The 14,404-nt window shown below is 65.0% G+C and carries 13 protein-coding genes; 7 read left to right on the forward strand and 6 right to left on the reverse strand.

What is annotated here, in order from left to right; translation table 11 throughout:
• The first annotated feature begins 1 nt into the window (after nt 1).
• Nucleotides 2-673, forward strand: a complete 672-nt coding sequence (locus AC1DYJ_RS04925; RefSeq protein WP_477287952.1) for an LON peptidase substrate-binding domain-containing protein — start codon at nt 2-4, stop codon at nt 671-673.
• 30 nt (nt 674-703) lie between these two features.
• A complete protein-coding gene (locus AC1DYJ_RS04930; RefSeq protein ID WP_477287954.1) occupies nt 704-958 on the forward strand; it encodes a Trm112 family protein in 255 nt (84 codons plus the stop codon).
• A gap of 225 nt (nt 959-1,183) precedes the next feature.
• Here the strand turns inward: AC1DYJ_RS04930 and AC1DYJ_RS04935 are convergent, their stop codons facing one another.
• The 4 genes from AC1DYJ_RS04935 to AC1DYJ_RS04950 all read right to left on the reverse strand — a co-directional run bounded on the left by AC1DYJ_RS04935 (nt 1,184) and on the right by AC1DYJ_RS04950 (nt 7,666).
• Nucleotides 1,184-4,462, reverse strand: coding sequence for an error-prone DNA polymerase (locus AC1DYJ_RS04935; RefSeq protein ID WP_477287956.1), 3,279 nt, complete (start codon nt 4,460-4,462; stop codon nt 1,184-1,186).
• A complete protein-coding gene (locus tag AC1DYJ_RS04940; protein ID WP_477287958.1) occupies nt 4,459-5,931 on the reverse strand; it encodes a DUF6504 family protein in 1,473 nt (490 codons plus the stop codon). The genes AC1DYJ_RS04935 and AC1DYJ_RS04940 overlap by 4 nt, the downstream gene beginning before the upstream one ends.
• Nucleotides 5,873-6,913 (reverse strand): ImuA family protein, encoded by a 1,041-nt coding sequence (locus AC1DYJ_RS04945; RefSeq protein ID WP_477287960.1) that lies wholly within the window; start codon nt 6,911-6,913, stop codon nt 5,873-5,875. Before AC1DYJ_RS04945 ends, AC1DYJ_RS04940 begins: the two co-directional genes overlap by 59 nt.
• Nucleotides 6,914-7,033: 120 nt before the next feature.
• The gene (locus AC1DYJ_RS04950) at nt 7,034-7,666 is read right to left on the reverse strand and encodes a LysE family translocator (RefSeq protein ID WP_477287962.1); all 633 of its coding nucleotides are present in this window, start codon (nt 7,664-7,666) and stop codon (nt 7,034-7,036) included.
• 152 nt (nt 7,667-7,818) lie between these two features.
• On the opposite strand from AC1DYJ_RS04950, the gene AC1DYJ_RS04955 reads away from it, so the two are divergent.
• Both AC1DYJ_RS04955 and AC1DYJ_RS04960 read left to right on the forward strand, forming a co-directional pair.
• Nucleotides 7,819-8,241 carry a metallopeptidase family protein gene (locus AC1DYJ_RS04955; RefSeq protein ID WP_477287964.1) on the forward strand — a complete coding sequence of 141 codons (423 nt, stop codon included), beginning with the start codon at nt 7,819-7,821 and terminating at the stop codon, nt 8,239-8,241.
• Between the two features lie 269 nt (nt 8,242-8,510).
• On the forward strand, nt 8,511-8,792 hold the full coding sequence (locus AC1DYJ_RS04960) for a helix-turn-helix domain-containing protein (protein WP_477287981.1): 282 nt from the start codon (nt 8,511-8,513) through the stop codon (nt 8,790-8,792).
• 16 nt (nt 8,793-8,808) lie between these two features.
• Here AC1DYJ_RS04960 and AC1DYJ_RS04965 read toward each other — a convergent pair whose 3' ends face one another.
• Nucleotides 8,809-9,015, reverse strand: a complete 207-nt coding sequence (locus AC1DYJ_RS04965; protein WP_023699283.1) for a DUF1737 domain-containing protein — start codon at nt 9,013-9,015, stop codon at nt 8,809-8,811.
• A gap of 59 nt (nt 9,016-9,074) precedes the next feature.
• Nucleotides 9,075-9,971: an HpcH/HpaI aldolase/citrate lyase family protein gene (locus AC1DYJ_RS04970; RefSeq protein ID WP_477287967.1), complete on the reverse strand. Its 897-nt coding sequence runs from the start codon at nt 9,969-9,971 to the stop codon at nt 9,075-9,077.
• Between the two features lie 568 nt (nt 9,972-10,539).
• On the opposite strand from AC1DYJ_RS04970, the gene AC1DYJ_RS04975 reads away from it, so the two are divergent.
• Genes AC1DYJ_RS04975 through AC1DYJ_RS04985 form a run of 3 tightly spaced genes read left to right on the forward strand, consistent with a single transcriptional unit; the run spans nt 10,540 to nt 14,346 of the window.
• Nucleotides 10,540-12,063 (forward strand): DUF4153 domain-containing protein, encoded by a 1,524-nt coding sequence (locus AC1DYJ_RS04975; RefSeq protein WP_477289107.1) that lies wholly within the window; start codon nt 10,540-10,542, stop codon nt 12,061-12,063.
• A gap of 4 nt (nt 12,064-12,067) precedes the next feature.
• Entirely contained in the window at nt 12,068-12,763 is a 696-nt protein-coding gene (locus tag AC1DYJ_RS04980; protein WP_477289109.1) for a response regulator, read from the forward strand.
• On the forward strand, nt 12,751-14,346 hold the full coding sequence (locus tag AC1DYJ_RS04985) for a sensor histidine kinase (RefSeq protein ID WP_477289111.1): 1,596 nt from the start codon (nt 12,751-12,753) through the stop codon (nt 14,344-14,346). Before AC1DYJ_RS04980 ends, AC1DYJ_RS04985 begins: the two co-directional genes overlap by 13 nt.
• The last annotated feature ends 58 nt before the right edge of the window (nt 14,347-14,404 follow it).

Below are 14,404 nucleotides of genomic sequence, written 5' to 3' on the forward strand. Positions count from 1 at the left end.
GGTGCAGGTCGGAAACGCACATTACCGGGTCGGCAAGGATCTGCCGTCGACCATCCCGTTGTTTCCGCTTGCCGGCGCGCTGCTTTTGCCGGGCGGCCGCATGCCGCTCAACATTTTCGAGTTGCGCTATCTGCAGATGGTGGATGAGGCAATCGCCGGGTCGCGGCTGATCGGCATCATCCAGCCCAGCCTCAATGGCGCGCTGCGCGCCGACGGCGAGCCGGAACTGTGCAATGTCGGCTGCGCCGGACGTATCATCTCGATGGCCGAGAGTGGCGACGGCCGCTACCTGATCTCGCTGCAGGGTGTGTGCCGGTTCCGCATCACGCATGAGCTGGCGGTGAAGACGCCGTTCCGGCAATGCAAGCTGGCGCCGTTCCTTACTGATCTTAGAGAAGACCAAGCGGCGAGCGAGGTCGACCGTCCGGCGCTCTTGAAAGCGTTTCGCGCCTATCTGCAGGCCAATGAGCTCGAGGCCGACTGGGAAAGCGTCAGCCGCGCTGAAAACGCCATGCTGGTCAACGCGCTGTCGATGATGGCGCCCTACGGGCCGGCCGAGAAACAGGCGCTGCTGGAGGCGCCGGACCTTAGGGCACGCGCGGAAACGCTGATCGCCATCACCGAAATGGCGCTGGCGCGCGAGAATGAGGATTTTGGTTCGAGTTTGCAGTAAAGGCTGAGCCGGTGGCTGAAAGGGGATCCGATGGCTGCGGACGGACGTGACAGCAAGACGGCCAATGTCGATCCAAAGCTGCTGGAGCTGCTCGCCTGCCCGCTGACCAAGGGGCCGCTGGCCTGGGACCCGGAACGCGGCGAGCTGATCTCGCGGATCGCCAAGCTCGCCTATCCCGTGCGCGACGGCATCCCGATCATGCTGCCCTCGGAGGCGCGGAGCATTTCGGCGGAAGATGTGCTGTCGCCGCCGCGGCCGAGTGGGCCGGCGCAGGCTGGCCGCTGATCCTCCATTCGTCATCCTAGGGCGGAGCAGCCGCGAAGCGGCGTCGCGGAGACCCTAGGATCCATGCCGTGACCTTGATCGAAAGATGCAGCGGAGCAGAATTCTGCACCGTTTCAACGCCTTAGCGTCACGGCATGGATCCCGGGGTCTGCGCCGCGTCGCTTCGCTCCTTGCTTCGCCCCAGGATGACGAAGCGATAGGTGTCTCGGCTAATCGCGAAGCGCCTTACTGAAAATTCCTTCCCTTGGGCATGACCCTCTCGGCCTTGTCCGAGAGTGCTGCGATATCCGGCCGGACCGGCACGGCCGGCGTCATTTCTTCCAGCAGCACCGTCAACCAGGGCGTCAAATCCTCGATCTTTTCGGCGACGATGTGGATGACATCGGATTCCGACTGCAGCTTGCCGGTGACCTTGACGAAGCGGGCGCCCATGACGATGGGGCGGAAGCGGGTAAAGGTTCTCTCCCAGAAAATGACATTGGCGACCGCCTTGTCGTCCTCCAGCGTCAGGAAGATCGCATTGCCCTTGCCGGGGCGCTGGCGCACCAGCACCAGACCGGCGACGGAGACCCGCCTGCCGTCGCGCACCGAGCCAAGATTGGCATTGGGGATGACGCCGGCACGATCGAGCCGCTCGCGCAGGAAGGCGACCGGATGCGCCTTCAAGGACAGGCCGAGCGCGCGATAGTCGTGGATGACATGTTCGCCCAGCGGCATGGTCGGCAGTTTCGTTTCGGGTTCGAGCTCGCGCAGCCGGATCGCCGGCTGGTCGAACAGCGGCAGTTTCTCGGCCGCACTCTTGCCGTCCAGCGCGCGCACCGCCCACAAGGCTTCACGACGGTCGAGGCCGAGCGAGCGGAAAGCGTCGGCCTGCGCCAGCCTTTCGATCTCGCCGACATCGAGGCCGGAGCGCAGCCAGACATCCCTGACGCTTGAATAGCCGGAACCGCGCCGCTCGGTGAACTGCTCCATGCGCTCCTTGGACAGGCCCTTGATCTGCCGGAAGCCGAGCCGCACGGCGTGCCTTGTCTCGATGACACCGCGCATTTCGCCGTGGCGCCGGAGAATACGGTCCGGATCGAATTCGTCTTCCTCCAGCGTGCAGTCCCAGACGGAGAAATTGACGTCGACATCGCGGATATCGACGCCATGGTCGCGTGCATCGCGCACCAGCTGCGCCGGCTGGTAGAACCCCATCGGCTGCGAGTTCAGGATCGCGGCGCAGAACACGTCTGGATAAAAGGTCTTGAACCAGCACGAGGCATAGACGAGCAGCGCGAAGGAAGCGGCATGGCTTTCGGGGAAGCCGTATTCGCCGAAGCCTTCGATCTGCTTGAAGCAGCGCTCGGCGAAATCCTTGGTGTATCCCTTGCCGATCATGCCGTCGATCATGCGCTGGCGGTAATTGCCGATGGTGCCGGTGCGCTTGAAGGTGGCCATGGCGCGGCGCAGTTCGTCGGCTTCGCCCGGCTTGAAACCGCCGGCGACGATGGCGATCTTCATCGCCTGTTCCTGGAACAGCGGCACGCCCAGCGTCTTCTTGAGGATCGCCTCAAGCTCCGGCTTTTGATACTCGGCTTTCTCCTTGCCTTGCCGGCGGCGCAGGTATGGGTGGACCATGTCGCCCTGGATCGGGCCGGGCCGCACGATCGCCACCTCGATGACAAGGTCGTAGAAATCCTTTGGCTTGAGCCTTGGCAGCATCGACATCTGCGCACGCGATTCGATCTGGAAGACGCCGAGCGTGTCGGCGCGGCCGATCATGTCGTAGACGCGGCTGTCCTCGGGCGGGAGAGTGGCCAGCACATAGGGTTGGCCATGCGGGTCGCGCGCATCCGGATAATGATCCGTAAGCAGCGTGAAGGCGCGTTTCAGGCAGGTCAGCATGCCGAGCGCCAGCACGTCGACCTTCAAAATCTTGACCGCGTCGAGATCGTCCTTGTCCCACTCGACCATCTTGCGCGCCTCCATCGCCGTCTTGACGATGGGCACGATCTCGTCGAGCCGGTCCCTGGTGATGACGAAGCCGCCTACATGCTGGGACAAATGCCGGGGAAAGCCCATGATCTCGTTGGCGTGGGCGATCACGTGACGGGTCGAGGTCTCGTTGTGGTTGAGGCCGCCGGCATGGGCCTCCTTCTCGCCGAGTTCCGAGGTCGACCAGCCCCAGATCGAACTGGAGAGCGCGCTGCGGACATCGTCCGACAGGCCCATGGCTTTCGCCACTTCGCGCAGCGCCGAGCGGCCGCGATAGCTGATGACGGCCGCCGCCAGCGCGGTGCGCTTGGCGCTGTATTTGGAGTAGATGTACTGGATCACCTCCTCGCGCCGCTCATGCTCGAAATCGACGTCGATATCGGGCGGCTCGTTGCGCTCCTCGGAAATGAAGCGCTCAAACAGCGTGTCGATGCGCTCGGGGCCGACCTCGGTAATGCCGATGCAGAAGCAGACGATCGAATTGGCGGCCGAACCTCTGCCCTGGCACAGAATCTTCTGGCTTCGAGCGAACTGGACGATGTCGTAGACGGTGAGGAAATAGCGCGCATAGTTCAGGCGCTCGATCAAAGCGAGCTCTTCGCCGATGCGCTGGGTGACGGAAGCGGGGACGCCCGCCGGATAGCGCGTGGCGGCCCCCTCCCTGGCCAGACGCTCGAGTTCGGCCTGCGGCCCGAGGCCCGATTGCGTTGGCTCGTCGGGATAATTGTACTGGAGATCACTGAGCGAGAAGGTCAGCTCGCCGGCGAAGCGCAGCGTCTCGGCCAGCGCCTGCGGATGGCGGCGAAACAGGCGCGCCATTTCCAGCGGCGGCTTCAGATGGCGCTCGGCATTGGCCGTCAGCTCCAGCCCGACCTCGGCGACCGGTTGATTGAGGCGGATGGCGGTCAGCACGTCCTGCAGCGAGCGCCGCTCGGCGCTGTGATAGAGCACATCATTGGTCGCCATCAGCGGCACGCCGGCGGCTTGGGCAATAGCGGCCGCCTGCTCCATGCGAAAACGGTCATTGCCGCGATAGTCCGGCGCCACGCCAAGTCGCAAATTGGCGCCGAAACGGTCTTTCAGTTGACGGATCATTGCGAGGGGATCGCCCGCATCTCCAGAGAGATCGGGCAGCACCGCTAGCGACAGCAGGTCGCCCCATTCGAGCAGGTCGCTGCGCTGGAGAAGGGTTGCGCCCTTCTCGTTTTCGTCGCGCAGATTGGCTTGCGTCAGCATGCGGCAAAGATGCCCCCAGCCCTTGCGGTCCTGCGGATAGGTGAGAATGTCCGGCGTGCCGTCGCTGAACACCAGCCGGCAGCCGGGGTGATAGGCGAGCTTCTCGACCTTGGCCTGCTGCCAGGCGCGCACGACGCCGGCGACCGTGTTGCGGTCGGCCAGGCCGATCGACGAGAAGCCGAGGAATTTCGCCGCCACCACCAGCTCCTCCGGCTTGGAGGCGCCGCGCAGGAAGGAGAAGTTCGATTGGATGCCGAATTCGGCATAGGGGATGACGGTCAGCGCGTTCATGCGAAGACCCCATGCATGAACCAGCGCGGCGAAGGCTGGCCGGCGCCGTAGAGACCCTGGCGGTAGAGCCAGTAACGGCGGCCGTCGCTGTCCTCGATGCGGAAATAATCGCGCGTCGGCGTGTCCTCCTCGCCTTGTCGCCACCATTCCGGCGCGATGCGCTCCGGCCCTTCGGCGCGGGCGACCCGGTAGAGCGCGCGGCGCCAGCGGAAGTTCATCGGCGGCCCCTCCGGCATTTCGGTGGCCGGCACCTCTATCGGTTCGGGCGAGCGGAACAGCCGGATCGGCCGCTCCGGCGGGAAGGTGGTTGCCGGCGGTGCGTCCTTCCGGTCCGGCCGTTTCGGCGGCGTGGTCCGTCGCGGCGCCTCCGAGAAGGGGATGGTGGCGACGGCGCGCTCCGGCAGATGGCTCTCGACGGCGACCGCTTTCAGCACCGCATTGTCGCCGAGCCGGGCGCGGATGCGGTCGGCAAACATCGCGATGTCGGCGCCGTCATCCTCGGTCTCGCCGGTCAAATCGGCCTGCTGCATGTCGAAGGCGGCCGCCGCCAGCACCGAAAGCCGTACGAGGTCGAAGCCATAGCCGGCGTCGATATCCTGTTCGAGCGCCGTCAGCCGCTCGTGGAACAGGCGCTGGATCAGCTTCGGTTCGCGCAACGGGCGCGAGGTGCCGACAGCGATCCGGCTGACGGCGCCGTCGACGCGAAACAACAGCAGCGCCAGCATCCTGGCGCCTTCGCCGCGGCGCTCAAGGTCGACCTTCAGCGTTATCGCCAGCATTTCCACCAGCCGCTCGATCTCGGCGGTGAGCACGATCGGCTCAGCGAGATGGCGCTCGACCGAAAGCGGCGCCACCGGCAGGCGGGGCGATACCGCCTCATCGAGGCGGCCGAGCGCCTGGTCGAGACGCAACAGCAAGGTGGCGCCGAAGCGGCGGGCGAGCGGCGCGCGCGGCGCGGCCATGACAGCGCCGGCGGTGCGCAGGCCGACACTTTCCAGGCTGGCACGGATATCCGGCTCAATGCGCAAAGCGGCCAGCGGCAAGGGGGCAAGCAGCGCTTCCTCCTCGCCCGAGGCAACGATGCGATCGCCGCAAAAGCGCGCCGCCGCCCAGGCCGCGCCCGGCGTCGCGGCCAGCCCGGCGCGGACATCGAAACCCTGCTGGAAAAAGCGCGCAAGAATGTCATCCAGCATGGCGCGTTCGCCGCCGAACAGATGCGTGCAGCCGGTGACGTCGAGATAAAGCCCGTCGGCGCCGTCGAGCGCCACCAGCGGCGTGTAGCGGTCGCACCAGTCGGCGAGGCCTTCGAGCAGCCTTCGGTCGGCCTCCGGATCGGCCTCGACAATGTCGATCGAGGGATGCATGGCACGCGCGTCGGCAATGCCCATGCCGCGCTTCAGATGCAGCGCCTCAGCCCGCTCGTCGAGGGCCGATATGCGCTGGGCGTTGCGGTCGCGATGGCTGATCACCAAAGGCAAATGATCCGACGGCCGGGAACGCCACGACCGTCCCAGGCGCTGGCGCAGGATCCGCTCCGCCCCGAGATGCGGGAACCACAGCGACAGAATTCTCTGACTGCTCGTTGTGTGGCCGTCTTTCTTCGAAACGGTGTTCATCGGGGTTCCACTCCAGTGTGAATTGTCCGGGCAGGGCGGTGCGGCTCTTGCCGATGCTGACGGTGAAGGCGGGGCGGCCGATCGAGCCGGCGAGCGGGCCGGCAATGGTCCGGCGCGATGCCGCCGGTGCGGCCGACACGATGAGGCGCACCGGGGCGGCGGTCGGTTCGGCCTCGCCGGCCTGGCGCAGCAGGAACACCGGCCGTCCGGCGTTTTGGGCGCGCGCATGCAGCCGGCGCGTCGCGGTGAGGTCGAGCCGCTGCGGGCTGCCGCGGATTTCGAGGATGATGGCGGCGAGCGCGGTCATGCGGGCAGCTTCCTCGGCCACCCACAGCGCATCGCTGAGTTTCGGCGCCTCGGAAAACAGCAATTGCTCCGGCGCGATGCCGAACAGGCTTTGCAATCCCCTGGCATAGGGAAAGCCGGCCTCGCGAAAAATCTCCGACGTGCCGATCCACAGCACGGGCAGGTTCTGCCCCCTGAGGATCAGGCTGACGAGCGACAGCACAAAGCCGGCGACGGCCCCGGCATTGCGGGTCTCGTGGCCGTGGATTTCGGTCAGGGCGGCTTTCGGCAGGCCGCCGCTCAGCGCCCCATCGAGGCGTTCGACGCCGGTGGGCAGGAAGGCATCCGGCAAAGCTGCGGCAAGGCCGCGCCGGATGATGGTGACATCCGGAGCGACATCGAGGTCGGGCGCACCAACATTCCCGTCAGCATGCGCACGAGGCCGCTCGCCAGCCGGCGCGGCAAGGCGCTCGGGCAGCGTTCCCTCGATCTTCGCGATCTGGCGGCGCAGGGCAAAAACAGTCTCCCGCGCCACGGCTGATGTCGCCATGACGGTCAGTTTCTCTCACATTTGTTCCTGTTATGTTCCTATAGATTCCAGAGGGTGACTGAAGAGTCAAGCGGAGTCAGAAGGAATTTATTCCTTGACTGTCAGGGCGACGCTCTTAGCCTAGCGCTGACCGCCAAACGCCAGCCGCGCCGCCAGCCCGGCAAAGACGGTTCCAAGCAGGATCTGCGGCGCGCGCTGGAAGCGTGTGCGTTTGGACAGGGCTGCGCCGATGCGGCTGGCGGTCAGGATGACCAGCCCGTTGACCACCAACCCGATCGCATTGAGCACGGTTGCCAGCACCAGGATCTGCGCTGCGACAGCCCCAGCTTCGGGATGAACGAACTGCGGAAACAACGCCAGCACGAATAGCGCCATTTTCGGGTTGAGCAGATTGGTCAGTAGTCCCTGCCGGACGATGCGCAGCTTCGAATAACGCGGCAGGCCGGCGACCGGCGCCAGCGCCGTGCCGTCGGAGCGGAAGGCTTTCCAGGCGAGCCAGGCCAGATAGGCAGCACCGGCATAACGCACGATGTCGTAGGCGATGGGTGCGGCAAGGAACAGCTGCGACAAGCCGAAGGCGGCCGCCAGCGCATGGCAATAGGTGCCGGCGGCGATGCCGGCATAGGTGGCAAACCCCGCCGCGCGTCCCTGGCTGGCGCTGCGCGAGGCGATCAACAGCATATCCGGCCCCGGCGTCGCCGTCAGAGCGAGGCAGGCAATGGCGAAAAGTCCTAGTGTTGAAAGGTCCGGCATGAGAACTCCTGTTGTCCATGGCCGGACCCGACGCATAGCCGATTCCCGCGGGAAGGGTAAGGTCTCCACAACGATCAGCCTTGGACCAGAGCGGCCCACGCATTTGCCTCGACCCGAGGGAAAGCCTATATGCCGGGATCAAAGGACAAAGCATGGCCCGCATCTACAAGACCCGCACCTGGCATGACGAACTCTCTCCCGCGATCGAGGAGATGGAGTTCCTGGCGCTGGAGGCCTACGCGCATCTGCCGGAGGATTTTCGCAAGCTGACCGGCGAGATCGTCATCCAGATCGCCGAGTTCCCGACCGACGAGATCATGGACGATCTGTCGCTGGAAACGCCGTTCGACCTGCTTGGCCTGTTCGAGGGCCGCGGCATTGCCGAACGCTGGAACCCGCAGACCGGCGAGGGCCCGAACCGCATCACGCTGTACCGCCGCGCCATCCTCGACTACTGGGCCGAGAACGAAGAAACGCTGGGCGACATCGTCACCCACGTGCTGATCCACGAGATCGGCCACCATTTCGGCCTGTCGGACGATGATATGGAAAAGCTCGAAGAGGCGGCCGAGTAGGCTGTGCCGATATTCAGGTGAGGCCGGCCTGCAAATGGCGGCCTCCTGCGCTTCCTGTGCTCACGTACTTCAAGTACGCTCCGCTCCGGTTCTCGGAGGCCACCATTTTCGGCGCGGCCTGACCCGAATCTCAACACATCCTGCGCTGGCACTTTTCGCACATCCGCAAACCGCTCGTTCGAGCTATCTGTCATGCGAGGCTTCTTCGCTATCGTTTGTAAATTATACAAGTTTTGATATAAGATCCGCTATGCCAGAGACGCATGACCATGGAACGTCAAAGTTTTGAAAATGTCTGGGACGCGCTGGAAGATACGCCGGCCCAGTCCGCCAACATGACCATGCGCTCCAACCTGCTGATCGCGATCGAACAGCGGGTGCGAAGCTGGGACGTTACCCAAGCCGAAGCAGCCAACCGGCTCGGGATTACCCAGCCACGCCTTAGCGACCTGCTGCGGGGCAGAATCGCGAATTTCAGCCTGAACACCTTGATCAACCTGGCCACACAGGCCGGGCTCACCGTGCGTCTCGATATCGCCGAGGCAGCCTAGGCCGGCAAGGTTCCCCCTACCAATCGCTCAGCTTCGTATCCGGCCCGTACTCCTGGCCGTCGATATCCTTCACCACGGACTGGCCGCAGCGCATCGACTTGGTCTTTTTGTCGTAGGCGTAGGTCGGCGAGCCATAGAGGTGCCAGCCCTTGTTCAGCGCTGCCGTCACCTTGTGGCAGAAGGTGGAATCGTCGGGGGCGGATAGAAAGCGGTAGAGTCTCATGGGGCGGGTCCTGTCGTAAGTTCGTCCTGTCGGGGATATTCCGAAGCCGGCTTAGCCAATCATGCGCCGATGGCGGCAGCTTTCGCCAGCAGTTTTTCGGCCTGCGCCAGATGCAGCCGCTCGACCATCCTGCCGTTCAGCGCAATCACGCCCTTGCCGGCATTTTCCGGTAAGGCGAAAGCATCTTTCACCGCCCGCGCCTCGACCAGGGCATCTAGCGCCGGCGCAAAGGCGCGGTTGGCGGCGTCGATCTGGGCCGGGTGGATCAGCGTCTTGCCATCAAAACCCATGGCGGCGGCTTCCGTGCACTCGCGTGCAAAAGCGTCAGGATCACGAAAATCGTTGGAGACGCCGTCCAGCATGTCGATGCCGCCGGCGCGCGCGGCCAGCACCATCTGCATCAACCATGGCACGAGATAGCGCCGGTCGGGCGTCGCCAGAATGCCGGTCTCCTTGACCAGATCGTTCGTTCCGGCAGCGAAACAAGCGAGGCGTGAGGCCGGATCGCGGCCGAGTTCGGCGATGGCGCCAATGTTGAGCATGGCTTTTGGCGTCTCGATCATCGCCCAGAGTTTTATGCTGTCAGGAGCAAAATTGTCGTCGAGCACATCGCCGACTTCAAGGATGTCGCGCGGCGTGGCGACCTTGGACAACAGGATGCCGTCGGGCTCGAATTTCGCCGCGGCCAGCAGGTCATCGGCGCCCCATTCTGAGGACAGTGCGTTGACGCGCACGATCATTTCGCAGCGGCGCCCATTGTGGTTGGCAACTGGCCGGCTGGCGAAAATACCGGCCAGTTTGTCCCGCGCCGCGAGCTTGTCGGCGGGTGCGACGGCATCTTCGAGGTCAATGATGACGGCATCGCAGGCAAGCTGCGCGATCTTGGCCAGCGCCTTGTCGTTGGAGGCCGGGACGTAGAGCACCGAACGGCGCGGGCGGTAGGGTTCGCTTGTCATACGCGATCTATGCCGCCTGGGGGCGGGTGAGGCAAGGGTGGTTCAGTCGCTTCGGCTGGGGTGCCAGCCAATCGCCGAAGCTGGCGCTGCCCCTCACCTGCCCGTTCTCCTCAGCAGTTGCGGAAGGGGGCCTTTCCTCTCCCCCGTCGATCGGGGGAGAGGTGTCGAGCGAAGCTCGACGGAGTGGGGGTCGACCCCTGGGCGCAAGGCGAGGCGATGCTTGTGCCCTTATGTCCGTTCGCGGCGAAGGTGGTTCCCCCACTCCGTCTCGGCTTCGCCGAGCCACCTCTCCCCCCTCCGGAGGGAGAGGAAAGGAGCCTGGCTGCACGAAAACTGCACGGTTCTGCGGAAAACCTCCTCCGCAGCGCCCCGCCGTGTCCATGCAGGCCCACGACAAGGGCGGCATGCAACAGCGAAACATCCACCGTTGGTCCCTGCCCTATCGTCTCAGCAGCGAAAGCTGGTGGCTGGTCGATCCGCCGCGGCCGGAGGCCCGCCCCGAGGCAAGCCTGCTCCCTTTTATCCGCCCACCCGTCGGTCGGATCCAGCCCACCAGGAAAGTCCTGGCATGACATCGTTCGTCAGCTTTTGCAGCCGCTTCGGTATCGCCGTCCTGCTCGTCGCGCTGGCGGATTTTTTCTTCTACGACCAGCCCGCCGGTATCACCGTTCTTTTGTTCGCCATCGTGACGGCCGGCGCGGTCGTCGCCGTGCATCCCGCTGCCCTCAATTCCCGGATGCCGTGGCTCAGGCCTGCCTGCCTGTTCGTCGCGCTGCTGCCGCTGGCCGAAAATGTCAGCCCGCTGTCGGTCTCGGTCGCGCTCGTTGCCATGGTGGTGTTTGCGCTGTCGCTGGCCGGGCGGCTGCGGCGCCGTATCGCCCGCATTGCCGGCCAGATCGCATTGTTCCTGGTGGCGGTGCCGCTGCGGTTCGTCAGCGATTTCATCCGCTGGCGCAAAACGGCGCGGCGGTTCGGCCGGCGCCGGATCCGGTTTGCATCCATCGCGGTCTGGGTGATGCCGCTGACGCTGGGCGCCGTCTTCCTCGCGCTGTTCGGCGCCGCCAATCCTGTTATCGACTACTGGCTGTCGCTGATCGACCTGATGAAGCTCCTCGACCTCATCCAGCTGGCGCGGATTGCCTTCTGGCTGTTTGTGCTCGCTTGTGTCTGGGCCCTGCTGCGGCCGCGCCTGCCGCGCTTCCCGCGCCTTATCCCGCGGCCGAAGCTTGCCGGCGCCCAGCCGGCGGCCAAAGCGGAGCGGCATGTCGTCGAGGATATCATCTTCGGCAAGGGCGCCATTCTGCGCGCGCTGCTCGTCTTCAACGCACTGTTTGCGCTGCAGACCGGGCTCGACGCGGCCTACCTCTGGGGCGGCGTCGCCCTTCCCGCCGGCATGAGCTACGCGACCTATGCGCATCGCGGCGCCTATCCGCTGATCGTCACCGCGCTGCTTGCCGCAGGCTTCGTGCTGGCGGCGCTGCGGCCGGGCAGCGAAACCTCGGGCGATCCGCTGATCCGCCGGCTGGTCTACGCCTGGGTGGCGCAGAACATCCTGCTGGTCATCTCGTCGATCCTGCGGCTCGACCTCTATATCGGCGTCTATGCGCTGACCTATTGGCGCATCGCCGCTTTCGTCTGGATGGGGCTGGTGGCGGCGGGGCTTGCGCTGATCATCGCCCGCATTGCGCTCAGAAAGTCCAACGAATGGCTGTTTTCGGCCAATCTTGCGACGCTATCGGCGACGCTTTATGCCTGCTGCTTCGTCAACTTCGCAGCAACCATCGCCAACTTCAATGTGGACCACTCGCTTGAAATGTCCGGCTCCGGCACGCCGCTCGATGCGCAATATCTGCGCTCGTTCGGCGCCGTCGCCATGCCGGCGCTGGACCGCTTCTACATGCATAAATTCGGCAACCAAATCACCTATCTGGCCGACCAGCTGATGATCGACGACTATATCGCCGAACAGAAAAACTGGCGCGCCTGGAGCTTTCGCGGCTGGCGCCTGGCCAAAATTCTCGACAAGAGAGGCCCGCTCGTGCTTCCTCCGGCACAGCAACCGCCTGCCATGCCATCCACGCCGGACCGCTAGACCCATGCCGCATCAAATCCTGGTCGCCGACGACGATCCGCACATACGCGAGATCATCTGCTTTGCGCTGGAAAAAGCAGGGATGAAGACACAAGCCGTGGCTGACGGCGCCGCCGCTTTGCAGGCCATCGAGCGCCGCGAGCCCGACCTCGTCGTACTCGACATCGGCATGCCGGAGATGGACGGGCTGGAAGTCTGCCGCCGGCTCAGGCAACGCTCCGACGTACCGGTGCTATTCCTGTCGGCGCGCGACGAGGAGATCGACCGCATCCTCGGGCTCGAAATGGGCGGCGACGACTATGTCACAAAACCGTTCAGCCCGCGCGAACTGGTGGCGCGCGTCAACGTCATTTTGCGCCGCGCCCGCCCTGTGGCGCCCGACCCGGCCGACGACAGGAATTTCGCGCATGGCAAACTCAACCTGACGCCGGCCAGCCATGGCGCCAGTTTCGACGGCAAGGCGCTGGCGCTGACGGCGATCGAATTCTCGATCCTGAAAGGGTTTCTGGCGCGTCCGGCGCATGTGCTCGGCCGCGACCTGGTGGTGGCCAGCGCCTATGCCGCCAACATCCATGTCGCCGACCGCACCGTCGACAGCCATATCCGCAACATCCGCGCCAAGCTGGCGGCGGTGGGCTGCCACGACGCCATCGAAACCGTGCATGGGGTCGGCTTCCGGCTCGGCCGATGCGGCGCCTGAGCGACCGCAAATGGATCGGCACTAAATGGCGGCCAAGGCTGGCCACGGTGGTGCTGGCCATCCTCATCATGGTGCTGGCGCTGCCGCTGGTCGGCCTGTTCTTCTTCCGGCTCTATGAGAACCAGCTGATCCGCCAGACCGAAGGCGAACTGATCGCGCAAGGCGCCGTCATCGCCGCCATCTATGCGCAGGATGTCCGCGACGCCGGCATTTCCCAGGACAAGCTCGGCGGGCCGGTCGACGTTGAGAGCGATGATGCCAGCCGCGGCGACGATTCGCCTTACCAGCCGATCGAGCCGAGCCTGGATCTCGCTTCCGACTATCTGCTGCCGACGCGGCCGGCCGGCATCGCCGCCACCACCGATCCGGCCTTTGCGGCGATCAGCGCCAACCTGTCCGGCATTCTCGACACGACGCAAAAGACCACGTTGGCCGGCTTCCGGCTGCTCGATCCGAAAGGCGTCGTCATTGCCGGGGGCGATGAGGTCGGCCTGTCGCTCGCCCATGTCGAGGAGGTGCGCGAGGCCCTTGCCGGCCACTATGCCAGCGTTCTGAGGCAACGCATTCCCGACCAGCCGCCGCCGCCACTCTATTCGGTCAGTCGCGGCACCAAGGTTCGCGTCTTTGTCGCCATGCCGATTGCGGTCGACGGCCATGTCGCCGGCGTGATCTATCTGTCGCGAACGCCGAACAACATCATCAAACATCTCTACGGCGAGCGCGGCAAGGTGACGCTCGCGGCCATCGCCATGCTCTCAGGCACGCTGCTGATCGCGCTGGTCTTCCTGCGCACGGTCAGCCGGCCGATCTACGCACTGATGGAGCGCACCAGGCGCATCGCCGCCGGCGACCGCGACGCGATCCGGCCGCTCGACCATCACGGCACGCGCGAAATGGCCGAACTGTCCGCCGCCTTCCTCGACATGGCCGAGAAGCTGCAGGCACGTTCCGACAGCATCCAGACCTTCGCGACCCATGTCTCGCACGAGCTCAAATCGCCGCTGACGGCGATCCAGGGCGCGGCCGAGCTGTTGCGCGATTCCGGCGAGGCGATGGACGCCGCCGAGCGCCAGCGGTTTTCCGGCAACATCGTCAACGATGCCGGCCGGCTCAATCTTCTGGTGCGGCGCCTGCTCGACCTGGCGCGCGCCGAAAACCTGGCGCCGAGCGGCGAAAGCACATCGCTCGATGCGGCGCTCGCCCTGCTGCCGGTGGATGGCAGGCTGACGGTCAGCATCGAGACAGGCGGCGCGATCGGTTTGCGCATATCGGCCGAGAATGCGGCGATCGTGCTTGCCAATCTGATCGACAATTCGGCCAGACACGGTGCGACGCAGGTCGTGCTCGCGGCCGCCGTTGCTGAGGACAAGGTCACCATCACCGTCAGCGACGACGGCGCCGGCATTTCGCCGAGCAATCGCAGCAGGATTTTCGAGCCGTTCTTCACCACGCGGCGCGAGTCCGGCGGCACCGGCATGGGCCTCGGCATCGTGCTGGCCCTCCTGAAAGCGCATGATGGCACGATCAGCCTGGTTGACTCCGGGCGCGGCACGCGCTTCGAGATTTCCTTGCCGGCTGCGTGATGGCCGGTAGTCTAATCAATAGAGCATGATGTAGTCCGAAAACCGCTTCACACTTTTC

Source organism: Mesorhizobium sp. P2_B11 (assembly GCF_056404855.1).